The sequence below is a fragment of the Candidatus Sulfotelmatobacter sp. genome (assembly GCA_036500765.1).
In the GTDB taxonomy this organism is placed as follows: domain Bacteria; phylum Acidobacteriota; class Terriglobia; order Terriglobales; family Acidobacteriaceae; genus Sulfotelmatobacter.
On sequence record DASYBM010000011.1, the window covers coordinates 184020 to 208283 of the forward strand.

The 24264-nt window shown below is 56.4% G+C and carries 16 protein-coding genes and 2 tRNA genes; 16 read left to right on the top strand and 2 right to left on the bottom strand.

Annotation, left to right across the window (positions count from 1 at the left end):
- Positions 1–36 precede the first annotated feature (36 nt).
- Both aceF and aceE read right to left on the bottom strand, forming a co-directional pair.
- The gene (gene aceF, locus VGM18_14380; GenBank protein HEY3974191.1) at positions 37–1797 is read right to left on the bottom strand and encodes a dihydrolipoyllysine-residue acetyltransferase; all 1761 of its coding nucleotides are present in this window, start codon (positions 1795–1797) and stop codon (positions 37–39) included.
- A gap of 156 nt (positions 1798–1953) precedes the next feature.
- Complete coding sequence (gene aceE, locus VGM18_14385; protein HEY3974192.1) at positions 1954–4629, bottom strand: pyruvate dehydrogenase (acetyl-transferring), homodimeric type; 2676 nt, start codon at positions 4627–4629, stop codon at positions 1954–1956.
- A gap of 481 nt (positions 4630–5110) precedes the next feature.
- On the opposite strand from aceE, the gene VGM18_14390 reads away from it, so the two are divergent.
- The 16 genes from VGM18_14390 to VGM18_14465 all read left to right on the top strand — a co-directional run bounded on the left by VGM18_14390 (position 5111) and on the right by VGM18_14465 (position 24189).
- Positions 5111–5956 carry a hypothetical protein gene (locus tag VGM18_14390; GenBank protein HEY3974193.1) on the top strand — a complete coding sequence of 282 codons (846 nt, stop codon included), beginning with the start codon at positions 5111–5113 and terminating at the stop codon, positions 5954–5956.
- Positions 5957–5971: 15 nt separating this feature from the next.
- Positions 5972–6670, top strand: a complete 699-nt coding sequence (locus VGM18_14395; GenBank protein HEY3974194.1) for a hypothetical protein — start codon at positions 5972–5974, stop codon at positions 6668–6670.
- A gap of 115 nt (positions 6671–6785) precedes the next feature.
- Positions 6786–6860, top strand: a tRNA-Gly gene (locus VGM18_14400).
- 86 nt (positions 6861–6946) lie between these two features.
- Positions 6947–7021: transfer RNA gene (locus tag VGM18_14405), tRNA-Cys, on the top strand.
- A gap of 41 nt (positions 7022–7062) precedes the next feature.
- The gene (locus VGM18_14410) at positions 7063–10698 is read left to right on the top strand and encodes an SLBB domain-containing protein (protein HEY3974195.1); all 3636 of its coding nucleotides are present in this window, start codon (positions 7063–7065) and stop codon (positions 10696–10698) included.
- Between the two features lie 8 nt (positions 10699–10706).
- Complete coding sequence (locus VGM18_14415) at positions 10707–13256, top strand: capsule assembly Wzi family protein (protein ID HEY3974196.1); 2550 nt, start codon at positions 10707–10709, stop codon at positions 13254–13256.
- 36 nt (positions 13257–13292) lie between these two features.
- A complete protein-coding gene (locus VGM18_14420; GenBank protein ID HEY3974197.1) occupies positions 13293–14687 on the top strand; it encodes a Wzz/FepE/Etk N-terminal domain-containing protein in 1395 nt (464 codons plus the stop codon).
- 173 nt (positions 14688–14860) lie between these two features.
- Entirely contained in the window at positions 14861–15520 is a 660-nt protein-coding gene (locus VGM18_14425) for a class I SAM-dependent methyltransferase (GenBank protein HEY3974198.1), read from the top strand.
- A complete protein-coding gene (locus tag VGM18_14430; GenBank protein ID HEY3974199.1) occupies positions 15513–16115 on the top strand; it encodes a hypothetical protein in 603 nt (200 codons plus the stop codon). The genes VGM18_14425 and VGM18_14430 overlap by 8 nt, the downstream gene beginning before the upstream one ends.
- Positions 16116–16117: 2 nt before the next feature.
- Positions 16118–16972 (top strand): TylF/MycF family methyltransferase, encoded by an 855-nt coding sequence (locus tag VGM18_14435; GenBank protein ID HEY3974200.1) that lies wholly within the window; start codon positions 16118–16120, stop codon positions 16970–16972.
- Between the two features lie 109 nt (positions 16973–17081).
- Positions 17082–18596 (top strand): oligosaccharide flippase family protein, encoded by a 1515-nt coding sequence (locus VGM18_14440; protein HEY3974201.1) that lies wholly within the window; start codon positions 17082–17084, stop codon positions 18594–18596.
- Positions 18597–18664: 68 nt separating this feature from the next.
- Positions 18665–19720: a glycosyltransferase family 2 protein gene (locus VGM18_14445; GenBank protein HEY3974202.1), complete on the top strand. Its 1056-nt coding sequence runs from the start codon at positions 18665–18667 to the stop codon at positions 19718–19720.
- A gap of 20 nt (positions 19721–19740) precedes the next feature.
- Positions 19741–20670 carry a class I SAM-dependent methyltransferase gene (locus tag VGM18_14450; protein ID HEY3974203.1) on the top strand — a complete coding sequence of 310 codons (930 nt, stop codon included), beginning with the start codon at positions 19741–19743 and terminating at the stop codon, positions 20668–20670.
- Positions 20671–20699: 29 nt separating this feature from the next.
- A complete protein-coding gene (locus tag VGM18_14455) occupies positions 20700–21839 on the top strand; it encodes a glycosyltransferase family 4 protein (protein ID HEY3974204.1) in 1140 nt (379 codons plus the stop codon).
- A 40-nt stretch (positions 21840–21879) separates the two neighbouring features.
- Positions 21880–23172 carry a hypothetical protein gene (locus tag VGM18_14460; GenBank protein ID HEY3974205.1) on the top strand — a complete coding sequence of 431 codons (1293 nt, stop codon included), beginning with the start codon at positions 21880–21882 and terminating at the stop codon, positions 23170–23172.
- Entirely contained in the window at positions 23173–24189 is a 1017-nt protein-coding gene (locus VGM18_14465) for a glycosyltransferase family 1 protein (protein ID HEY3974206.1), read from the top strand. It begins immediately after the preceding gene.
- Positions 24190–24264: the final 75 nt, after the last annotated feature.

Here is a 24264-nt window from a genome sequence, read left to right on the forward strand (position 1 = left end):
GCAACTTCGTGTTCTTCGTGGTTCATGATTTTGCTTTCACCCCTGCACCGATAACAGGAACGGCTGCTCGAACGCTTCCGCAATCCAGCGCAGGAAGCGGGCGGCGTCGGCTCCGTCGATCAGGCGATGATCGTAGGAGAGCGAGAGCGGCAGAATCAGTCGCGGCTCGAACTTGCCGGCATCTTTCGATCCGATCCACTCCGGCTCCATACGCGAGCGCGAGAGGCCGAGGATTGCGACCTCCGGAAAGTTCACAATGGGCGTGAAGCCGATGCCGCCGATGCCGCCGAGGTTTGTAATCGTGAAGGTCCCGCCTTGCATGTCCTCGGGCGTGATTTTTTTGTCCCGCGCTTTTTTCGAGAGCTGCGACAACTCGACCGCGAGTTCGACAATGTTTTTCTTTTCGACATCGCGAATCACGGGCACCAGCAGTCCGCGATCCGTATCGGCGGCGACGCCGATGTTGATGTATTGCTTGTAGACAATTTCTTCTTTCTCGATGTCGATGCTGGCGTTGAATTGCGGGAAAACTTTGAGCGCGGCGGCGCAGACTTTCAGAGCGATGGCGGTAACGGTCATCTTGCCGCCGGCTTCTTCGGCTTTGGGCGCAAAGCGGGCGCGCAGTTGCTCGAGTTCGGTAATGTCGGCGCGGTCGTGCTGCGTGACGTGAGGAATCGTATTCCAGGCTTCGGCGAGGTGCTCGGCGGTCTTGCGGCGGACGCCGCGCATGGAGACGCGCTCCACCTTGCCCCACTTGGCGAAATCCGGGAGTTGGGGTTGAGCAAAATGTCCGGCGCGCGGTGCAGCTTGTGCAGCGGTCGCCGCGGCAGAGAGCAGTTGCTTCGCGTAAGTCTTGACGTCATCTTCGCTGATGCGCCCGCCGGGGCCGGAGCCCTTGACCTCGTAAATGTCAATGCCAACCTCGCGAGCGAATCGCCGCACGTGCGGCGCGGCCGGGATGGCTTCGCGATGTTCGGTTCCCGCAACTTTTCCCAGTTGCGCGGGCATGGTGAATGCCGATGCAGATTGCTGCGGCTGGTCGGGAGGCAGCGCCTGCTCTTCTGTTTTACCTTCGGCACGAATTGCGGCTTGAAATGCGAGACGCGCTCCGTGCTGTCCCGTGACGTGTTCGACCGGAGCGTTGCGGGACCGCGTGATTTCGGGCTGCGCCGAAGTGCCGCCTTCAAGCGTGAAGATTACTTGGCCAACTTTGATCTTCTCGCCTTCTTTCACTTTTATTTCTTTGACGACTCCGCTGACCGACGATGGCACTTCGACGACGGCTTTGTCGGTCTCAAGTTCCATGACCGGTTGGCCTTCGGAAACTTTTGTGCCGGGCGCGATCATCAGGCGGACGAGATCGCCCTGGGAAATATTTTCCCCGAGTTCGGGAAGGGTGAATTCACTCGCGGCTGTGGATGGCGCGCGGCGTTCGCGGCGCTCGGGTGCAGTTTTTGTCGCTGGGGCGCCCGCGGCTGACGACGTGGAAACGGGAGTTGGCTTAGAAGGCGCAGGTGCAGGTGCAGGGGGTTGCGTGGGAGCCGCGACAGAGGCTTTTGTTTCCGATCCGTCCACGGTGAAGATCACCTGCCCAACTTTAATCTTGTCGCCTTCTTTAACGCGGATGTCCTGCACCGTGCCGCTGACTGACGAGGGCACTTCGACGACTGCCTTGTCGGTCTCCAGTTCCATGACCGATTGGCCGGCGCTCACCGCAGCTCCGGGAGCAATCATTAGGCGTACGAGGTCGCCTTGTTCGATGTTTTCTCCCAGCTCGGGAAGTTTGAATTCGATCACCGCGTCGGTTCCTTTTTGGATCTGAAATGTTGTGTGCCGCAGCGCCTAAAGGCGCGATCAATAATGTTGCGCGGACGCCACGCCTAAAGGCGTGCCCTGATACGAATCTCTCATCCCGATACGAATCGTTGCCGCCGAGCGAATCGGCTGCGCTTTTCAGCTGACGGCCGGATTTGCTTTGTCGGGGTTGATTCCTAATTCCTTTATCGCTCGCGACACTACGTCAGTGCCAATTTTATTTTCGCGCGCCAGCGCTCCGAGCGTTGCCAACACGATGTGTTTGGCATCGACTTCGAAGAAGTCACGCAACGCCACGCGGCTTTCGCTGCGGCCGAAGCCGTCGGTGCCGAGCGAAACCAGTTGTCCCGGCACCCACTTAGTCAGGCTCTCTGGCAAAACTTTCATATAGTCGGATGCGGCAATGAATGGGCCGGCGGCATCTTTCAACGTTTGCGTCACATAGGGGACTTTCGCCGGGTCCGCAGGATGCAGCATGTTCCAGCGCTCGCAATCGTTGGCGTTGCGATACAGCTCTTTGTAGCTGGTAACGCTCCACACGTCGGCGGCGACTCCGTATTTTTCTTCCAGAATCTGTTGCGCCTTGAGCACTTCAAACATGATGGCGCCGCTACCCAGCAGTTGCGCGCGTAGCTTGGCATCAGAATTGGTAGAAGTTTTGAAGCGATACAAGCCTTTCAAAACTCCTTCACGAATGTTGCCCTCAGGCATTCCTGGCATCGCCAGAGGCTCGTTGCCGACAGTCAGGTAATAGAAGATCGACTCCTGATCGATGTACATGCGCTTGATGCCATCCTGAATAATGATGGCGATTTCGTAAGCGAATGCGGGATCGTAGGCGAGCAAATTGGGCACGGGAAGCGCGAGCACGTGGCTGTGGCCGTCCTGGTGCTGAAGGCCTTCGCCCGCGAGCGTGGTGCGGCCGGCAGTGCCGCCAACGAGGAATCCGCGGCAGCGCATGTCGGACGCAGCCCAGATTAAGTCGCCAATCCGCTGGAATCCGAACATTGAATAATAAATAAAGAACGGAATTGTGTTGATGCCATGATTGGCATAGGCGGTGCCCGCGGCGATGAACGAGCACATCGATCCGGACTCGGTGATGCCCTCTTCGAGAATCTGGCCGTTCTTAGCTTCCTTGTAATAGAGCAGCGTGTCCATGTCGACGGGCTCGTAGTTCTGGCCGACGCTTGAATAAATTCCCACCTGCCGGAATAAAGCTTCCATGCCGAACGTGCGCGCTTCGTCGGGCACGATCGGAACGATGAGCTTGCCGAGTTCAGGATCGCGCAATAGTTTCGCGAGCAGGCGCACAAAGACCATCGTCGTGGAGACTTCGCGGCCTTCAGTGCCTTTGTGGAATTCCTCAAAGTGCGCGTCGGGAACTTCTTTCAGCGCCGCGGCCCGGACCTTTCGCGTGGGCATGTATCCGCCCAACTGCTGGCGGCGGGCCTGCATGTATTTGATTTCAGCGCTCTCGTCGGAGGGACGATAGAACGGGGCGTTGTGCAGCTCATCGTCTGGAATGGGAATTCCAAAACGCGAGCGGAACATCTGCAACTCGTCTTCGTTCAGTTTCTTCTGCTGGTGAGTGATGTTCTTGCCCTCACCGGCCTCGCCGAGTCCGTAGCCCTTAATCGTTTTGGCGAGAACGATCGTAGGCTGGCCCGTATGATCGACGGCCTCGCGGAATGCGGCGTGGACCTTGATGGGATCGTGACCGCCCAGGCGCATGCGCGAGAGTTGATCGTCAGAAAGATGCTCCACCATTTTCAGCAGACGGGGATCGGTGCCGAAAAGATTCTGTCGGAAATACGCTCCGCTCTCGACAAAATATTTCTGATACTGTCCATCGCTGACTTCGCCCAGGCGCTTGACTAGCAGGCCGTCGCGGTCGTTTTGAATGAGGCTGTCCCAATCGGAGCCCCAGATGCACTTGATGACGTTCCATCCGGCGCCGCGGAAAATGGCTTCCAGTTCCTGAATAATTTTGCCGTTGCCGCGCACCGGGCCGTCGAGGCGCTGCAGGTTGCAGTTCACCACGAAGATCAGGTTGTCGAGGCGCTCGCGCGAAGCCAGAGTGATCGAACCCAGCGACTCGGGTTCGTCCATTTCGCCGTCGCCGAGGAACGCCCAGACTTTGCCGCCGGTTGACTGTTTGAGTCCGCGATTTTCAAGATATTTGATGAAGCGCGCGTGGTAAATCGCCTGGATCGGACCGAGGCCCATCGAAACCGTGGGAAATTCCCAGAACTCTGGCATCAGCCAGGGATGAGGATAGGAACTCAATCCCCCGCCGGATTTCAACTCGCGGCGGAAGTTTTGCAGCTTCTCTTTCGAAATGCGGCCTTCAAGGTAGGCTCGCGAATAAATTCCCGGAGCGGCGTGGCCCTGGAAGTAGACGACATCGCGGTCGCCGTTTTCGGTTTGCGCGCGAAAAAAATGGTTGAAGGCAACTTCATAGAGCGTGGCGGCAGAGGCGAAGGTCGAGATGTGTCCGCCAATGCCTTCCTGCATTTTATTGGCTCGGACGACCATGGCCAGAGCATTCCAGCGGACCAGGCTCTTAATGCGCCGTTCCATCTCCTGGCTGCCGGGGAACGGCGGCTGCTGCGTCGAGGGAATCGTGTTCTGGTAAGGCGTGGTCGCGGAAAAGGGCAGGTTGACGCCGGCCTCGCGCCGCGCGTGCAACTCCAACTGCTGAAGCAAACGGCCCGCCCGGTTAGGGCCGCCTTTTTCAAGAACATAGTCCAGAGAATCGACCCACTCCCTGGTTTCCAAAACCTCTAAGCCGTCAGTTTCCGTCTGAGCCACGTCTGGTTTCTCCGTCGTAAGGTGAGCGATAGATCATCATAAAGCAATTGCGAGGATTATGGCTGGCCCGGAGGAATGGGACTATCCTAAATCTTGCGTTGAAAGCAGTTCTCGGAGAACCAGATCCCCCCTTGACATTGATGTTAGTAAATGGGAAAATTGCAAGCGAGGACTGAGACTGCCTCGACCGCAGGCACCGTAAAAATCTCACTCCGCATCGGGACAAAACGCAGCTTTTTGATTGGGACGACTAGAAACACCGTGAGTGCTGCGTGCGGTATAAACCGGACCACGCTAACTAGAATGCTGGCACAGGTCAGTCGTTGTCAGCCAATGTGAACTGTTGAATTACTAACCGTTCAATTCTACAGCGTGATGCTTCGCGACTGAAAAATAGATTCTAGTGAGGCCCTTTGATGCAGGGGCATCCCTTCTAGGTGCCCCTGCCCGGCCCTCACTTTAATTCATCGCGAGGCTAACAATGATTGAGACCATCTCCGCTGTAGTTTCGTTTCTCGTAAGCTCCCTCCAACAAGCCGACCCGCGTCCCCTAAAAGGTAGCCAGCTTGCCGTGCTTGCCAAGACCTCTTATCCAGATTTCAGACCTGAGAAATACGGTTTCCGCACCTTCCGTGAATTCATCCACAAGAATGCGCCAGAAATCGCAGAGTCCTCCCGCGCTGGCATGGATGTCAGTTATCGGTTGAGGGCAACCGAGGACCGACTCAAGGAAGTAAAGCCAGGCGATCAGTCGAGCTTCGCCTTTTATGCTCTCGATCAACTCACGAGGAACCCGCGGGTCTGGAAAACCTTTGCGAGTCCAGACTCCGCTTTTCGGCTATACCGGGACCCTGAGAACGGTGCGCTTCGGACGATGCACTCCAACTCGAAGCCGCTACCCCATTGGCAAGAAGTTCCAAGAGTCTCGGCTGAAGCACTCCTGAAAATCGGCAGGGACTTCACCGCCGATCTCGACGATTCGAAAAAATTAGTTCTAACACCTCTTCTTGAGGATCCCAAGTGGTGGATCCCATTTTACGAACGCATTCAGGGACTTGGCTTGAAATCCAAGTGGGTTGAATTTCGCCGCCAACGAATCCGCGAAGAATTCCAACGGCTGGTTGGCGCAGCCGAAAAACCCGCACAGCCCCCCTCTGAGCCTGCGCTGTCAATAGGTGTCCCCACCGCAGAAGTTCCTGCCAGGACCATCTCTGAGCCATCAATTCGGCGGATCGCTGCTGATGTTGTCCAACGAATGACAGAACCCGAGCTCCGTGCTCTTAACCTTCCGCTGGGGTATGTGATGGACTCTTTGACAATGCGATGACAACCGGAGCTTACCGTGAAAATCGCATTCGTCATTGGGTTTTACGACCCAGTAAAAACGGCTCTAAACGAGCGCTACCCAGAGAATGTCTATCGTGATCGCCTCGTCTGGATTCCGTCCGGCAAGGGTTCAATAGCAGCATTCAAGGGTCGCTTCTACGATGTCGCTAAAACGGCAGAGGGGGTGCTTGTCTGTTTGGGGCGATCAGATTCGGAGCGATTTATTGAGGGAGCAATGCGCAACATTATTGCTGTCGCGGAGCAGCAATATGCCAATACGCCGATCCAATTTCGAGTCTTTGGCAACGTTTACGATTCTGGTCCGGTGATTCAAGTAATCGAATCGTATGAGCTTGAAACTCAACCTCAGATATCCTCCGCAACGATTCGGGCGAGGATTCCTACGGGGAAAATTTTATGCATGTCATTAAATGGAAAAACAGCGATCCTGACGGCGCTCCAGCGCGCCGGATTCTCTCCCGCCGCCATTGGAGAATGCTTTGAGGAAGAGGTTCGCATAGGGGCTCGTAACTCAAATCTCATGCAGGATTTGGAGGCGCGAGCACAGGCTTATAGCTACCTGCTATATGCATGGGAAGGACTCAGAACGATGACGCCCACAGTGAAGAAGGGATTCACGTATGGCTGCCGAGAAGCGCGGAGTGCGGCTCAGGTCGTCGAGCTTTTTAAGAAATGGATCACAGATGGCGTCTAGTTGGTTATCCGTTCGGACCGCATGCGGATTGGCAGCGCATGAAATTACTTGCGTTCACTCCCCATGCGGCGAATTGTCAGCCCACGCGCCGGTACTGTAAAATGACCAGACGAGCGCGGGAGTAGCTCAGTGGTAGAGCGCGACCTTGCCAAGGTCGATGTCGCGGGTTCGACCCCCGTCTCCCGCTCCAGATTTCTTTCTCCGTTCGTTCCAAGCTTTCAACCTTCTCGCCGCCGATGGACTTTTTCCGGCCGGAACGCTAACGTATGGAGCAGGGGCGCGGTACCCAAGTGGTAAGGGAGAGGTCTGCAAAACCTTTATGCGTCGGTTCGATTCCGACCCGCGCCTCCAGTCTTCGTCCTATCGCAGACAATTCTTTGATTCGAAAAATAATGAATTCGGTCAAAACGGCTGGCTTGGCCGATATCCCCATCGGTGGGCGAAACGCGGTGCTGTGTGCTTGGCTTTTTCTGGGCATCACTTGCGTGAGTCTATCTGGGCAGGCGCGGGAGCGATCTTCGGCGGCGCCTCCTGATTTGGCGCGTCAGAACCTGGCGCGCGTTGCGGGCTCGCCGACCCAGTTGATTGGTATCCTTCACAAAGATCCGGGTTTGATGGTGGAACTGAAGCGCTGGATCGCGCGCGACGCGGGCAATCACGGGCAACTGATTGCAGACTCCGACCTGACCGACGAGGCGATTTTCGATCGCCTTGCAACCGACGTAGAGTTTCGCTCCGTCGTAACGATTCTGGTGCAAAAATACGGCTATCTGATGCCGGCAATGGATCCCGAGTCGGCTCTCGGCAAAGAGCAGGAGCTTCTGCTGCAAGAGCGTGTGAAATGGATGGCCCAGCATGAGGAAGAGGACCGCGCCCTGGCTCATCAGGAAGCAGTGAAACAGGCGGGGCGGGGGTTCGCATGCGATCCTCGCATTAACAATTGCGCGACCCAGAACACGAATTCCGCCGCGCCGCCGCAGCCGGCCGGGCAGCAACCGGAAGGCTCTCAGGGGCCGGTTCCAGGTCTGCAGACTCTGCCCGTCAATCCGAATGCTCCATATCTTCCACCTCAGCAAACGGCGCCGGCCAGTAACGGAACGGAACTTCTTCGCACCAGCGGGCAGGATCAGAACTCGCCGGAGTCGCTGGCAACCGGCAACCTTGGGGGAAGTTCTTCCGGGTATACGCCATCGGACGACGGCGGACAGTACGGCAGTCTGGCACAGCGTAACGGGCAAAGTGCATCGCAGTCTGGGAGGTTTGGAACCGATGGGAACCCAAGCGTTGACGGATCGCTAGGTGCCGGATCGCTCAATGGCGGAGCCCAGAATGAAGGTTCATTCAATTCGGATTTTGCCGATCAGCTGAATTCATCACAGTCGAACCCGTTCATGAATGACGGACTCTATCCCGCCTACGGGAGCACCGCCGCGCCTCGATCCGACGTTCCCGGATACAGTGCGCCAGGAAGCGCGCTGCGAGCGAGGCAGTGGAGCGGTCCGGGCCAACGGTTGGTGCGCAGTCCAAATCCGTATAGCGACATTCCGTCGCTCTACGACATGTACTTGCAGGCCGCGGCCCATCCGCCGGTGGTGGAACGCTTTGGCATGCAGGTTTTCGAGAATGGCACTCGCGATTTGCAGATGATCCCCATGGACCTGCCGGCGGGGCCCGATTATGTGGTGGGATCGGGCGATGGAGTTTCGGTGGATCTGTGGGGAGCCGTTTCGCGCCGGTTCTATCGCGTGGTCGATCGCGAAGGTAGAATCAGCCTGCCTGAAGTGGGACCCATCATGGTCGCGGGGAAGTCGCTCGCCGACGTGCAGGAGTCGGTGCAGCGAGTTCTGCGTACGCAGTTCCGCGATGTCTCGGCCGATGTCTCTCTGGCGCGTTTGAGAACGATTCGAGTGTATGTAGTGGGAGACGTGCTTCGGGCGGGAGCGTACGATGTGGGCTCGCTGTCGACGCCGCTGAACGCGCTGTTCGCGGCGGGGGGGCCGACCAATCGCGGTTCGTTGCGGATTGTCAAACACTACCGCGGCAATCAACTGGTGCAGGACGTTGACGTCTACGACCTGCTGCTGCACGGAGTGAAGGGAGATATCCAACGCCTGGAAAATGGCGACACCGTGATGGTACCGCCGTTGGGGCCGGAAATCACGGTGGAAGGAATGGTGCGGCGCCCCGCCATTTACGAGCAGAAGGACGAGAAATCGCTGGCGGATGCGATTGCGCTGGCCGGTGGTTTGCTGCCAACCGCGGCGCTGCGGCACATCGAAGTGCAACGACTGGTGGCTCACGAGAAGCAGACAATGTTGAGTCTCGACGTTTCGCAGGACGACTCGACCGATGAGGCTACCAAGCGACTCGAGTCATTTCAGATTCAGGACGGGGACAAGATCAGGATCTTCCCTATCGCTCCGTATACGCAGAATGCAATCTACCTGGAGGGCCACGTCCTCCGCCCTGGGAAATATTCGTTCCACGACGGCATGCGGGTAACCGATCTCATCAGTTCCTACAAAGATCTTCTGCCCGAGCCGGCAGTGCAGTATGGCGAGATTATCCGCCTGAGTTCGCCGGATTTCCGTCCGACGGTGCAGAGTTTCAATGTGGGTGAGGCGCTGGCCGATCCCGCCAAAGCGCCATTGTTGCAGGCTCTCGACACAGTTCAGATTTTCGGGCGCTATGATTTCGAGAATCCGCCATCCGTCTCGGTGTTGGGCGATGTGCGCGTTCCAGGAACTTACAGAACTTCGGGAGATATTCATCTTAGCGACGCGATTCATCTGGCCGGCGGGCTGACCCCCGATGCGGCGACCATCGATGCCCAGGTGTTTCGCTATTTGCCGGACAGCACGCTGAAAATTCTCAACGTCAAGTTGGACAGCGCGCTGGACGGCAGCCCGGCCGACAACATTGTCCTGAGCCCGCGGGATCGCGTACTCGTCCACAAGAATGCGGCGGCTAGCGATCCGCCCACGGTATCCGTGAAGGGAGAAGTGGCGCGGCCGGGACGCTACCCGTTGACCGGGGAGATGCGGATATCGGATGTGATTCGCGCCGCCGGCGGTCTGAAGCAGAGTGCCGATATTCAAACCGCGGATCTTACTCACTATGTTTGGAACGACGCCAAACAGGTGACGGCGAATCAGGAAGTGATCACGCTCGCGGATGCGCTCCACGGCGAACCGGAGAAGGATCCTGCGCTCAACAACGGCGATGTGCTTTCTATTCGGCAACGGCCAGGCTGGGAGGACCTGGGCGCTTCGGTCACGATTCGTGGAGAAGTTGTGCACGCCGGCAGCTATGGAATTCGCCCTGGTGAACGGCTGAGTTCGGTGCTGCGGCGAGCGGGTGGCTTCGCCCCCGGAGCATATCCGTATGGAACCGTATTGCTGCGACCGGATGTTCAGAAGCTGGAGCAAAGATCGTATGGGGAGCTGATCCAGCGCATTCGCGCGCAACAGTCGACTTTGAAATTAACGGCAACGAGTGTGAGCGACCCGGACCAGAAACTGTCGGCGGAATCGGGGTTGGTGCAATGGCAGACCGCGCTGGACAACCTGGCGAGTAGTCCCCCCACCGGGCGCGTGACGATTCAGGTTTCCACCAACCTGAAGAATTGGGAGAACACTCCGCGCGATGTGACAATGAGAGGGGGTGACATTCTGATCGTTCCGAAGCGTCCCAGCTTTGTGTTGGTGCAGGGACAGGTATATGGCCCGACGGCGGTGGCGTATCGTCCCGGCAGAAGTGCCAAATGGTATCTGTTGCAGGCGGGCGGGCCCACGAATATGGCGAACAAGCGGGCAATTTTTGTGATTCGCGCCGACGGCACCGTGATTGGGAAAGGCAGTTCCAATTGGATTACGGGCGACGGCTTGAGTGTCGCGTTGCAACCGGGCGACCTGATTGTGGTTCCCGAAAAGGCTTTGGGTGGTCCACCCATCTGGAAGACCTTATTCCAGAATGCGCAGGTCCTGAGTTCAATTGCCACCAGCATAGTTCTCGCTGCGGCCTATTGAGGCAGTTCGTGAATCGATTTCTGCGATCTGGGTGGATCAAGGCGATGTTTTTTCTGGCAACAGCGGCGGTCGCGTTGGGGCAGTCTATCCCTCCCCCGGAGCCTGTTGCGGTCAATCCGAAACCCGTGAGTCAGAAGCCGGCAACGACCGCGCAGCCGGACGACCCCGCTGGTGCACCCGATTCTCCAGAGGCGCCCCAACCTAACGATACGCGAAATACACCGTTGAACCTGCCACGGGCGTTCTTGCACGACCAGATTGGCATGTGGACCAGCCCTTTCCGGGCGCGATTCACGGACGCCACGTGGCTGGTGCCGCTCGGAGGATTTGCGGCGGGACTGTTGGTTACTGACAGTGTTACCAGCAAGCACCTTTCAAATGATCCCAATACGCTCCTGCGCTATCGCCACATTTCCGACTACGGTTTGTACTCAATGGCCGGGGGCGCAGGTGGCCTATACGTTTTGGGGCTGATGACCCACAACGATCATCAGCGCGAAACCGGCTTTCTGAGCGGCGAAGCAGCGATTGACGCATGGGCCGCAGTGGAAGCAATCAAGTATGCTACCGGACGCGAGCGCCCCTACAACGGCAACGGCACGGGTCCATTCTGGAGCGGAGGTTCGTCGTTTCCGTCTGAGCATGCCGCAGCAGCCTTTTCGATCGCGGGAATTGTGGCGCACGAATATCCCAGCCCCTTCATGAAATTTTTCTCCTATGGACTGGCCACGCTGGTGGCGGCGTCGCGGGTTAATGCCAAACAACATTTTCCATCGGATGTTCTGGTGGGCTCGGCCATCGGTTATCTGACCAGCGAGTACGTCTACCGCCATCACCACGATCCTGAATTGCCGGGAGGGAATTGGGAGATGGCGGCATTGCGGCCCGATCGCCCATCGCACTGGCAAGCTAGGGATATGGGTTCGCCCTATGTTCCTCTGGATAGCTGGATCTATCCTGCATTAGAGCGGCTGTCTGCTATGGGCTACATCGGCAGTGGGATTGCGGCAATGCGTCCATGGACGCGCATGGAGTGCGCGCGACAACTTAGCGAAGCTGGCGACCGCATTACCGGCGACGAAGAGAATGAGAGCGAAGCGGCGCACTTATACGAGGAGCTGCGGCGGGAACTTCGCCACGAACTCGGCTTGCTGGGCGGCGGCGACAACGCCGAAGTGCGATTGGAATCAGCCTACACGCGAAGTACAGAAATCGCGGGCCAGCCGTTGACCGACGGTTATCACTTTGGCCAAACTGTTATCAATGATTTCGGGCGCCCTGAGGAGCGGGGATTCAACAACGTTTCAGGACTGTCTGCCTGGGCCACGGACGGGCCCTTTGCCGGCTACATTCGCAGCGAATTTCAGTATTCGCCGTCCGCGCCCGCGCTGCCGCTGGCTGCGCGCGAGGCCATATCGACCGCGGACTTCTCTCATGACATCATCCCGCCGCCGTTTCCTGTGCCGCCCGATACACCAACATCTGCCATTGACCGTGGCCGGCTGCTAGACGCGTATGTCGCAATGAACGTCTCCAATTGGCAGTTCTCTTACGGCAAACAAAGCCTCTGGTGGGGCCCGGACGAAGGCGGAGGCATGATGATCAGCGACAACGCCGATCCCATGACCATGTTCCGCATCAACCGGGTCACACCCTTCAAGCTTCCGGGCTTTCTGGGAATTTTTGGACCAATGCGCGTGGAATTCTTCATCGGACAGCATACCGGCTACGAGTTCATGTTTACACCCATGGGCCTGGTTGGACAGTATGGGGAATCCCTGCACCCACAGCCGATTACGCATGGCGAGCGATTCAGTTTCAAGCCTACTCCCAACTTCGAATTCGGCATGTCGCGGACCACGGACTATGGGGGACCGGGGTATCCGTTGACCTGGCACACGTTTCTTCGCAGCGTTTTTTCAACCGATCAAACGATACCTGGTGCGGCTAACAAACCGGGATCCCGCCGGTCGGGCCTGGACTTCAGCTACCGCTTACACGGACTGACTTTCTACGCGGACGGTTTTACCGAGCACGATACGATCAGTCCCATCGTCGGTCCGGATGTGGCGGCCTGGCTGGGAGGGATTTACATTCCCCGGCTGCCCGGGCTGCGCAAGATGGATTTTCGCGCGGAGGGCGTTTATACGGATCCGCCGATTGGCGGAAACGTTGGATCCGGCTTCTTTAACTACAACCCGACGTGGATCTCGGGGTTTACGAATTCGGGCAATTTAATGAGCCATTGGGTCGGACGGGAAGGCCAGGGTGTGCAGGCATGGACCTCGTATTGGTTTACTCCGCGGAACAAACTACAATTTGAGTTCAGGCATCTGAAGGTCAGCCATGAGTTCATCCCGAACGGCGGAACTTTGGCGGACGGCAGTGTCCGCGCGGATTTTTGGGTTCGATCGAGTTTCAGCTTGTCCGCCGTGGTGCAATATGAAGCGTGGACTTTTCCAGTGATTGCAGCGACGAAACAGTCGAATGTAACTTCATCGCTGCAATTGTCGTTCTGGCCAAAAGGATATTCGCGTAAAAGCAGTGCAGACCAATGAGCTCAACCGTTGATCGGTGCCGCTGCCGTTAACCTTATGGCGACCAGGGAAATCACGAAGCAACAGCCGAAATTCAACGAGCCCGACCTCGCTCAAGAACTGGCGATCGAGGTTGAAGACGCGGGACAATACCAGGCGCGAAGAATCGCCAGACTGGCGTCGATCTGGCGCGAGCGTCGGTTTGTGTCCCGGTGCGCGGCGGTGGGGCTGGTTACATCTCTCATTATTGCCTTTCTGATTCCTGTGCGCTATACCTCGACGACCCGCCTCATGCCGCCCGATCAGGCAGGTGCGAGCATGGCGTCGATGCTGGCTGCCTTAGGCAAGGGTGGCAGTGAATTGGGGGTCATGGGCAGCGAATTGTTGGGTCTAAAGACTTCGGGCGATCTTTTTGTGGGAGTCTTGCATAGCCGGACGATTCAAGATCGTCTGGTCAACAAGTTCGACTTGCGTAAGGTGTATGGTGAGCGCCGGTGGGAAGACGCGCGAAAAGTCCTGGAAAAACGGACCGATATTTCTTCCGACCGCAAGAGCAACATTATCACCATCACGGTGAGCGACCACAGTGCGCAGCGTGCCGCGGAAATGGCGCGAGAATATGTCGCCGGGTTGGATGGAATCGTGCTCACGCTGAATACGTCCTCGGCGCATAAAGAAAGGGTGTTTCTGGAAGAGCGGCTGGGGCAGGTGCAGCAGGACCTGGAGGTGGCGGAAAAGGAGTTCGGCAATTTCGCCAGCAAGAACGAAGCTATCGACGTGAAAGAACAGGGCAAGGCGATGATTGGCGCAGCCGCTGAAGTGGAGGGCGAGCTCATCGCAGCCCAGACACAACTGGAAGGCCTGCGACAGATCTATACCCCAAACAATGTGCGCGTGCGCACGTTGCAGGCCAGGATTGACGAGTACCAACGGCAGTTGCAGAAGTTGGGGGGGCAGGATTCCTCGGCTGCATCGTCCTCAGCTTCGAACGCCTCGCCTTCATCCCCATCGACCGAGGATCTCTATCCATCGATCCGGCAGCTACCCATTCTCGGAGTCGCATACGCCGACCTCTACCGTCGCACTAAAGTGGAAGAGGCCGTCTTCGAGACGTTGACCAAGCAATACGAAATGGCGAAGGTGGAAGAGGCGCGGGAGACGCCGAGCGTCAAAGTCCTGGACGAGGGCAACATCCCCGAGAGCAAGTCATTCCCGCCTCGAATTCTAATCGGGTGCATCGGCATCTTTGTATTTGCTATGGCGGGAATCTTCTGGGTTCTGGCGCACGACCGATGGCAACGAATCGATCCGGATGATCCCGGTAAGGCGTTGGCGACGGAAGTGATGAATACGATCTGGAGCAACCTGCCGTGGAGGCCTCGAACTGGAGTTAACGTCCAATCGATAAAAGAAAGTGTTTTTCGCCGGTTTCACAAGGGCGACGAAGATTAGATGGACGAAGATTAGATGGACGAAGATTAGATGGACAAGGATTAGATGGACAAGGATTAGATCGTCCCGCCGTATTGCGTCAATTGGGTGTCAACCGCGCCACAAGATCAGGGCAATTGCAAGAATTCTGAAAACAGGAGGAACGACCCGCGCGGCTCTGACCGCAACTACAAATGGCAAACCTGGCTGAAAGATGTGTTACCTGGACGAAGTGCCTCTTTGCTATTCGCGGGCTGAAACCGCAATCGACTCCTGAGGAACTGGTGAACTTCTGTCTCGCCCAGCCGTTGGCTCCGCTACAAATACGCAGCGAACTGCTTGCGCTGGCAACGGAGGTCGCGAGCCTGGAGCCCCGAACCGGGATGGAGATTGGCACTCATCTCGGCGGAACTCTCTTCTTATTTTGCCGCCTGGCTCATCCCAGCGCCCGCATGCTGAGTCTCGATCTGTATCGCGGCCGGCTGGGCGGCATTCGCAAAATGATTTACTACTCGTTTCTGCGAGGGAGCCAGCATCTCGACATCGTCACCGGCGATTCCCATTCTTCTCCCACGTTATCGACGGTCGCGAAAAAACTCGGCCCGGCCAAGCTGGACTTTCTGTTTATCGACGGGGATCACAGCTATGATGGCGTCAAGCGCGATTTCGAGATGTACTCGCCCCTGGTACGAGCCGGCGGCCTGGTCGCCTTTCATGACATCGTTCCGCATCCGCCGGAGGCGCAATGTCACGTCAACGAATTCTGGGTCGAAGTCAAGCAACGCTACCGGCACAAGGAGTTCATCGAAAGCCCCAACCAACAGTGGGCCGGGATCGGAGTGCTGTATGTCTAAATTTAGAGGGGGACAGGCCTGCCTCCAGTGTTCTTACGTCAATATCGTGACCGACAATTCCGCCACCACCAATTATCAATCGGTCGGTGTATATCTGACGGGCGATACGATTAACGTTCGTGTGGATTCAGCCTCCATTTGCAGCTATTCGAGCTGCGGCCCCGCACAGATCAGTGACTTCGGGTCGAACAACACGATCACAGGCTACAATAAGTCCGTTGAAACGGCGTCGACCAATTTCGGAACGGCAATTGCGAGCACCCAGCTATATACGGTTTGGCCGAATGCGAATGCCGGTATTGTGTTGGAATTAGCTTTGTTCCAGATGACAGCAGGGGTGGGATGCGGTGCCGGGAGCAACACTGCGACTCTGACTTACTCCTTCAGCGACCCCACTGGCACTGTGCACAGTGCCATCGCGGGCCCAACTCTGACTATTTCGGCGAATGGCAGCCTCGGCAGCTTTGCCAGTTCCACTGTGTCTCTTCCCGTGCATGGAGCAAGCGTAGTTTCATGGTCTGCCTCATCGACTTTAGCTTCAGCCGGATGTTCAGCCGACCCACAGTATCAGGCGATCATAAAAGTTCTGAACTAAAGATGCTCGAAGAAATCAAAGCCGAAGGTGCAGATCAACTGTATTTGGACCTGATGAAACAGTGTCTAACGCGGTCCATTTTTCCGGAATCATATCGACAGATCCGGGGACGTCCTTCCAGACGGGAACACCCCGTGGCTTGGGCTGTTTACCCGATGCTGACGCCCGCCTTAGACAAGTTGAACCTGAAACTATTTCGTTACGCGCCGTTCGATCAGGCGAAACGGGCAGAGGGAAGTGATTGGCCGGCTGAGGCAGATACGATGGTTGGCCTCAAACGGCTGGAGAATCTACAGTTCTGTGTTACCGAAGTGATTCGCAGGAATGTGCCCGGCGACCTCATTGAAACCGGCGTATGGCGCGGCGGAGCGAGCATTTTCATGCGAGCCGTTTTGAAGGTGTACGGTGACCGCAACAGAGTGGTTTGGCTCGCGGACTCGTTTCAGGGTTTACCGAAGCCGGATGAACGATATCCCCAGGACGAGGGCGATCGGCATTGGGAATCCAGTCACATATTGGGCATCTCACTGAAAGAAGTGAAGACAAATTTTGCACGTTACGGATTGCTGGACGAGCAGGTGCGCTTTCTGGCTGGCTGGTTTAAAGATACGCTCCCGACAGCGCCGATCAAACAACTTGCAGTCTTGCGCCTGGACGGCGACATGTATTCCTCGACCATGGACGCCTTGCAAAGTCTGTACCATAGAGTCTCACCCGGAGGGTATGTCATTATCGATGACTATGGATGCATTCCAGCCTGTAAAAAGGCTGTGGACGACTTTCGCACCGAGCAAAAAATTACGGAACCGATGCGAGAGATTGACTGGAGTGGAGTTTTTTGGGAGAAAAGTCGGTAATTGCTGGCTCCTCCACGAGTCCGTTGAATGCTCAACGTTCCAAAGCCAACCCCGCGAACACTCCGGTCGCAACTGCCCCGTCCTTGCTTAAACGAACGAAGCGATGACTTTGTCCAATGAAACCGAGATCTTAAGTGCCGCGGGAATCCAAGCCCGAATTCGGCAATCCATCGGTGGATTACTTACCGGGAAGAGCCTGAAGGCGAAGGCGCTTCGCGGCGGCGCCTGGCTGGGATCAAGTAGTCTGGCCGAGCAGGCTGCTCGTTTCGTACGCAACTTGATTCTTGTTCGACTTCTGGCTCCGTCTGCATTTGGGACTGTAGCCATCGTGCTGTCGACCGGTCTTGTACTCCAGGCGTTCACGGAAGTTGGAGTGCGGGAAGCCTTGGTTCAAAATCGCAGAGGGGCGGAGAACGAGTTTGTAAATGCGGCATGGTGGATGGCGTTCATCCGATCCCTCCTGGTGTGGACCACGCTTTCTCTGGCGGCTCCATTGGTTGCCAGGTTCTATGGGAATCCCGAGCTCACCCCCCTTCTCAGAATAGCTGTTCTAGGACTGGTGCTTGAAGGAGCCATGAGCGCCAGAGCCTATGTTGCGATAAAAGACATGAAGTTTTCGCGCTGGGCCCTGATATCGAACGGGGGCGGCATTCTGGGGGTTGTGCTCACGGTCGTTCTGAGTTTTGTCATTCGAGATGTCTGGGCCCTGGTCATTGGAACGGTAAGTGAGAGCGCGGCACGATGTGTCCTCTCTTATGCCGTCTGCCCATGGCTTCCTTCGCTCCATGTGGACAGAAAATCTCTGAAGGATCTTTTTGAATACTCCAAGGGAGTATTTGGCGTCCCGCTCTTGAGTTTGATCTTCCTGCGTACGGATGTATTTGTGCTGGGCAAGCTGTTGTCTGCCGCCCGCCTCGGCCTCTACACCATGGGAATTGCCGCGGGGCAGGTCCCGGTCGTCTTTGTCTCGAACTTGCTCTATCAAATTTCTCTTTCCACTCTGTCCCAGATTCAGGAAGACAAGGCTCGGACCAACCGGGTCATTATCAGGATCACATCGCTGGTGGCGGCAGTGGGCGCGCCCGCCCTGGCCTTTGCGTATTTTTGTGCAGGTCCCGTGCTCACGATCATCTATGGGCGCCCTTACGCGGTAACTGCCGGTCCTTTGTTCGTCGCGCTATGCGCCGCCCTGATCAGCCTGGCTAATACCCAAATTACCGGAGTGTTCTACGCCTGGGGGATGCCTGGATTGCATCGCCGATGCGTGGCTGCGATGGCTATCACGATGATTGTTCTTGTCTATCCTTTTTCAATGTGGCTGGGGCCGCTGGGAGCGCAACTTGCGAGCCTGATCTCGATCACAGTTGGTTTCGGACTGCAGTTGGAACGGATTCATCACGTTACAGGTTTGGGACTCTCCGAATATGCGATATCGATCGCCCGAAGCGCCGTGCCTTCAGCCGCCGTTGTTGTGGTATGCCTGGCGGCCCGCTTACTTTCCTGGCCGACGAACCCGCTTCGCAGCATCGCGATCGGTGCAGTCGGTTGCCTGGTGGCCTACGCATTGGTTTGTATAATGTTATTGCGACAGCAAGCACCTGCCGAGGTTCCCTCCTGTGGGTGAGGTTCTGCGGCAACGGGCCATCCCTCATACGGGGGTGGCTCGCTAGAGGCATTCCCCCGCAGCCATTTATGAAACAGACTTTAAGATTGGATCAGATCGCCGAGGAAAATCGCCAGTCTTTAGGAAGTATTCAGGGCTCGGATTCTCAGGGCTCCATGCCCAAAGACCGACCTCGGGTATCGGTGATCATTGTTACCTACCGTTCCAGCAACGAATTGCCCGACTGCCTGAAGGGGCTGTTTGAACAATCCGTGCCGATGGAGGTATTTCTGGTCGATAACGCATCTCCGGATAGCACGCCTCGAGTGGTCGCCGACTATGCGGCGCGTTACGAAAATGTCCATGCGATTCTGAATCCGGAGAATGTCGGCTTGGCGGCGGGAAACAATACGCCCATGGGAATGTGTCGGGGCGAATACCTTCTCATGCTGAATCCCGACACCATGTTTCGTGACGACAGCCTGAAGCGAATGATCCAATTCCTCGACCGCAACCCGGAGGTTGGTGTCGTCGGTCCCAGAAATGTGTACGACGATGGCAAACCGCTCGTGAGTTTCAGAAAGCGCTGGGGCATTCGTCATGTCATGACTTGGCGCGTGCTTCCGTATCGCTTGCCCCGGCTGCTGCATGACCGGTTTTCATCCTACGAAACGCAGGACGTGTTGTATGTGTCCGGCTCCTGCCTGTTGATTCGGCGCAACATCTTCGAGCGCATTGGCGGCTATGACCCGGAATATTTCCTAACGATCGAAGACGTTTGCGATCTCTGTATTCGAGTGAAGGAAACAGGCAGCCGCGTGGTTTTTCTCGGGGATGAGGAAGTCGTGCATCTTTGCGGGCGAAGCGGGGATCAGGCGCCCTACATCGTCGTTTGGCACGGAAATCGGGGCACGATCTATCACTTCCTCAAGCACGGAGGAATTGTTCAAGGCGTCGCGGTTTCGCTTTTGTTGCTCATGGCAGCGGGCGCCCGGGTGGCAATCGCGGGAGTTCTCAGTATCTTCAAGAAACGATATCGAAATGTTGCCCGCATCTATGCTCAAGTTTTCTGGGGCATCATTGCTAGGAATCCGATCTGGGAACGGAGATCGAGGCTGTCCACCTCTTCCAGAAATACCCCGTAGCAGCCTCCAGGAAATGATGAATGCCAGACGCGTGTCCATTGTGTTGCTCGTCGAATACGGCTGTAATGGAAAGGCTGCCCTTTGCCTTGCTCCGGCGGCTTTACCAAAAACAAGTGAAGGTCGACCTGGAAGACCTTGCGCTGGCGGCGATTGAGCTCAAGAAATGTGACGCTTGCGATCTGAGATTCTACGTGCCGGCGATCAGCGGGGATGAACGATTCTACGAGTCGCTTCAAAAATTCGATTGGTACTACGCTGTCGAGAAGCCGGAATACGAGTTTGCCGCGCAGTACATTTCTTCCGAAGATCGGGTGCTCGAAGTGGGCGCCGGCCGGGGGGCATTTTCAGCAAAGATCAAGCCAAAGTCCTATGAGGGCCTGGAGTTGAGCGAAGCCGCGGCGCAGCAGGCGCGGCAGCGCGGAATCCAGGTTCACAAACGCAGCCTCGAAGAGCATTCGGTGGACCATGAAAATGGCTACGACGTGGTGTGTTCGTTTCAGGTGCTTGAGCATATTCCTGAGACCAGGAGTTTTATTGAATTGTCCCTGCGCTGTCTGAAGAGGGGTGGGAGACTGATTTGCTCCGTTCCCTGGGAAGACGGCTTCACGGGAAGACAGAGCAACAATGTACTCAACATGCCGCCTCACCATGCGACCCGCTGGACTGACAAAGCGCTGGGGCATGTGGCCGAATTGTTTGACTTGCAGGTGATTGCGATTGGATATGATGTGCTTTCCGACCTGCATATTCGCGGTTATTCCACGACGCTCATCGAAAACTCTTTCAACGGGGTCTTGGGACGCCGCCATCGTACTCTCGATGGCGTCTTAAGCTCGATCCTGATTAAGGCCCCCGTCCGATTCTTGTCGCTTTTTCTCGAGACCGGTCTTCAGGACAGGGCTCTGCGGCCCGCTGGGCACTCGGTGACGATGGTGTATCAAAAGCCTTGAACTGCTCACGCTAGCGGAGGAAACGTCGGATGACGTCCGTTCTGTTCTATAGCGATGCCGCTCAATTTGGGGGGCATGAAGCAATGACCGTCAAGGCGGTCCGGCATCTTTGTCAACAAAACGGTCTCACGGTCACCTTCGTTTTCTATGCTGGTAACGAGCGTCTAAAAGAACAGTTGGAGGTCATCCAGGGATTCTCGAGCAACCTCTCTTTGATGCCATTAGGTTACAAAGCAAGAACCTTACAAGCTCTGCGGTCGCTAATCAGTTGGGGAAGGATTCGGCATATTAAGAACGTGATGAGGCAGGTTCATCCGGATGTGGTTGTAGTAGCGCAGGGGCGCATCGAAGGCGGCAGTATGGCCTTATTGGCCGCCAAGCGGGCGGGCTACCGAACGATCAGTTATCTCCCGGTCGCTCATCCAGTTTCCATTTCCGGCAAGCCTTTCGCGGTAAAGATTCGCGAGGCGATCAACGGTTATTTTTATCGTTTACCGGACAAGATTATTACCATCAGTGAGAGCGCGCGCCGCGCGCTGGGGGAAAGGGGCGCCACGCCCAATGTCGTAATAGTTCCGAACGCCGTCGAAGGCCCGCCGATTGAGCAATCGGACCGGCAAGGATTTCGCGCTCTTCATGGCATCAAGACAGACGAATGCCTCGTCGCAACCATGGGTAGAATTCATTTCAGGCAAAAAGGCCAAGACTTTGCGCTTAAGGCGATAGCACGCTTTCGCCACGAACTCATCGACTTTAAGTTTCTCTTCGTGGGGGAGGGCCCGGATGAAGATAAGTTCAAGGCTATGATCGCGGATTTCGATTTATGCCCGCAAGTGAAGGTTGTGCCTTGGCCCCAATACCCGACAGAGGTCTATGCTGGCATCGACCTGCTTTTGATTCCCTCGAGATTTGAAGGGGTTCCATTGGTGATGCTGGAGGCTATGTCGTACAGACTCCCGATCGTCGCTTCCAATACGGACGGAATGGCCGATCTCCTGCCTCAGGAATGGCTATTCCCGTTCGGAAACTGCGCCGCTTTAATCGAGACTCTGCGACGCGTCCGAAAGAGCGCGAATGCCGACTTGTTGGAGACGCACCGGAGTCTGATTCTCAGCGAATTTACGATGGAAAAGTTTTGCAGCAACATGAGAGCGGCAATTTTCGATTAAGCTCCCACCGGAGCCAGGTTCAGCGCGAGGGCTTGCGAACATGATCTCACTTGGGCTCGCGAACACGATACTAATCGCGTCGCTGATCATATCGGTGAGCGCCTACCTGTTCGTCAGCCGCCGCGAAGGAAGCTATCTCAACATCCTTACGCCTTCATTTCTCACAATTATTCCGGCCTATTATTTGTTGCCGCTGTTCTTCGCTCAAGTGTTCGGGAATGATGCTCGGCCCTACGCTTACATTTACGTCTATACGACTCTGGCAGTTGAGAATGTCGCCTTTGCGTATGCCTATACGCGACCGGTTACGAGAGTCGTTCGTCTTCCATTCGGATATTCATACCGGAATTTCGGCTGGCTCGCCTTGGGCGCTCTCGCCCTCGCTGTGATGATGTATGCGCCTATCCTAATGGAGTTCCCGGAATACATTCTGGATCCGAGGCAGATTTATACGCATACGCGAACCGGGTTTGGCCTCAACTTCTACACGTCCAGTGTTCTCGCTTATCTCGCGGTCATCCTCATCTTGTTCAGCGGGCGTTCTCGATTGGTTAAGGGAATGGTGATCCTGGCTTCCGGCGCGGTTCTTGCCCTGCACGGCAGCAAGGGTCAGGTGCTGTCATTGGTTCTCCTGATCGCCGTGTTCGAAGTGTATGTCAAAATGCGCAAAGTGAAGTTCCTGCCGGCCTTGTTCGCAGGAGCCGCCATGGGATTTTTCGCTTTGCTCCTTCTGGCCGCGACCATGACCCTGGGGGAGAGCCCCGCCGAGGTCTTGGAGTCGGTTAGTTCCTATTCGGACTACACCCGAAACGCGATGATGGTGATTGATGCAAACTTCCCCGTGCAATACGGAAGGCTCACGTTGGAATCTCAGATACTGGGCCGCATCCCGCGCGCGCTCATGCCCGATAAGCCCAAGAACTTTGGAGGACTGTATCTGGATGATTGGTTCTATCCGCAATCTCTCGATGAAGATGTGGGGTCGCCAGACTTCGGAATCGGAGTGCAGTATGCGGACTTCGGAGTCCTTGCGATTGTTTATCTGGCGTTATTTTCCATCTTCCGGGGATGGCTGGCTCGGGTCTTTGTCGATCGCTTACGCGTTTCCGGTCATCCCTCGGATTTCGTCCTTGTGGCATTCCTGGCGGACATTGCGCTTATTCCGGTGGGTGGAATTGGGTGGCTGCTTCCGGAAATAGTGTTGATCGCGCTGTTTCTGCGTTTCGCTTCGAGTCTCGGGGCGGACAAGATCTACAGCGAACGAATCAGATTCAAATCTCGGGATCGAGGGCAGCAACGGGTAACGCCCACCGACAGCCTGGAAGGGATCTGAGTGATTCTCTACGACGCGCGCTGGATCGGCAATCACGGTATCGGCCGATTTGCGGCCGAGTTACAAAATCGCCTTCCGAATCTGGCGGCGTTTCAAACTGGCCGTAGGCCGTGGCACCCGTTGGATCCGATTTTTCTGGGATATGCGCTGCTGCGAAGAAAGCCGCCGCTATTTTTCAGTCCGGGCTATAACTCACCATTGGGCTGGCCGGGGAAATTTGTTTTCAGCCTGCATGACCTGAATCATCTGCGCGTGCCCGACAATTCGAATGCGGCGAAACGGGCTTACTATCGCGTGATCATCAAACCAGCCTGTCACCGGGCCGCCTTCGTGCTGACCGTTTCGGAGTATTCGAAACAAGAAATTTGCGCCTGGGCAAGGATCGGCGAAGAGAGAATCGTCAATGTGGGAAACGGCGTGGGCCCACCGTTTGTGGCTTCTGGGAAGAGATACGAACCGGGCTACCCCTACTTGCTGTACGTAGGCAGCCACAAGGCGCATAAGAATCTGCCGCGTTTATTCAAAGCGTACGCGACTTCGGGAGTTCGCAACAGGGTTCGGCTGATTCTAACCGGCGAACCCGACGCAGAAACCTCGCGCGATCTGGGGAATCTGGGCCTCATGGACCATGTGACTTTTATTGGATTTCCGAACAATGAAGAGTTATCCGCTTATTATCGCGGAGGGTTGGCGGTGGTTTTCCCTTCGCTGTATGAAGGGTTTGGATTGCCTGCGTTGGAATCCATGGCATGTGGGACGCCGGTCTTGACTTCGAATGTCTGCTCTTTGCCAGAGATCGTGGGAGACGCCGGAATTTTGGTGGATCCGCGGGATCTGGAGTCGATCGCAGATGGGATCCGCCGCCTGGTGGAAGACACCACTCTGGTCGCAGACTTGCGTGAGAGAGGACAGCAAAGGGCGCAGCAGTTTACCTGGGAGAAAACCGCGGCGAAGACCTTCGGGATTCTTCAGCTTGCGCTGGCGGAGGCCGCGCCGCCAGCGCTCGCGGAGGATTGACAAAAGTTGTTCCAGCGCTGCTGACGAGGTTGCCAGTCCGATCGAACTTCTTTATACTTATGCGTCTTAAGAATG

Coding starts and splice junctions, on each gene's coding strand:
- VGM18_14460 (HEY3974205.1), top strand. CDS start 21,880: ATGATCTCACTTGGGCTCGCGAACACGATACTAATCGCGTCGCTGATC.
- VGM18_14435 (HEY3974200.1), top strand. CDS start 16,118: ATGCTCGAAGAAATCAAAGCCGAAGGTGCAGATCAACTGTATTTGGAC.
- VGM18_14410 (HEY3974195.1), top strand. CDS start 7,063: ATGAATTCGGTCAAAACGGCTGGCTTGGCCGATATCCCCATCGGTGGG.
- VGM18_14430 (HEY3974199.1), top strand. CDS start 15,513: ATGTCTAAATTTAGAGGGGGACAGGCCTGCCTCCAGTGTTCTTACGTC.
- VGM18_14420 (HEY3974197.1), top strand. CDS start 13,293: ATGGCGACCAGGGAAATCACGAAGCAACAGCCGAAATTCAACGAGCCC.
- VGM18_14390 (HEY3974193.1), top strand. CDS start 5,111: ATGATTGAGACCATCTCCGCTGTAGTTTCGTTTCTCGTAAGCTCCCTC.
- VGM18_14445 (HEY3974202.1), top strand. CDS start 18,665: ATGAAACAGACTTTAAGATTGGATCAGATCGCCGAGGAAAATCGCCAG.
- VGM18_14450 (HEY3974203.1), top strand. CDS start 19,741: ATGCCAGACGCGTGTCCATTGTGTTGCTCGTCGAATACGGCTGTAATG.
- VGM18_14425 (HEY3974198.1), top strand. CDS start 14,861: ATGGCAAACCTGGCTGAAAGATGTGTTACCTGGACGAAGTGCCTCTTT.
- VGM18_14455 (HEY3974204.1), top strand. CDS start 20,700: ATGACGTCCGTTCTGTTCTATAGCGATGCCGCTCAATTTGGGGGGCAT.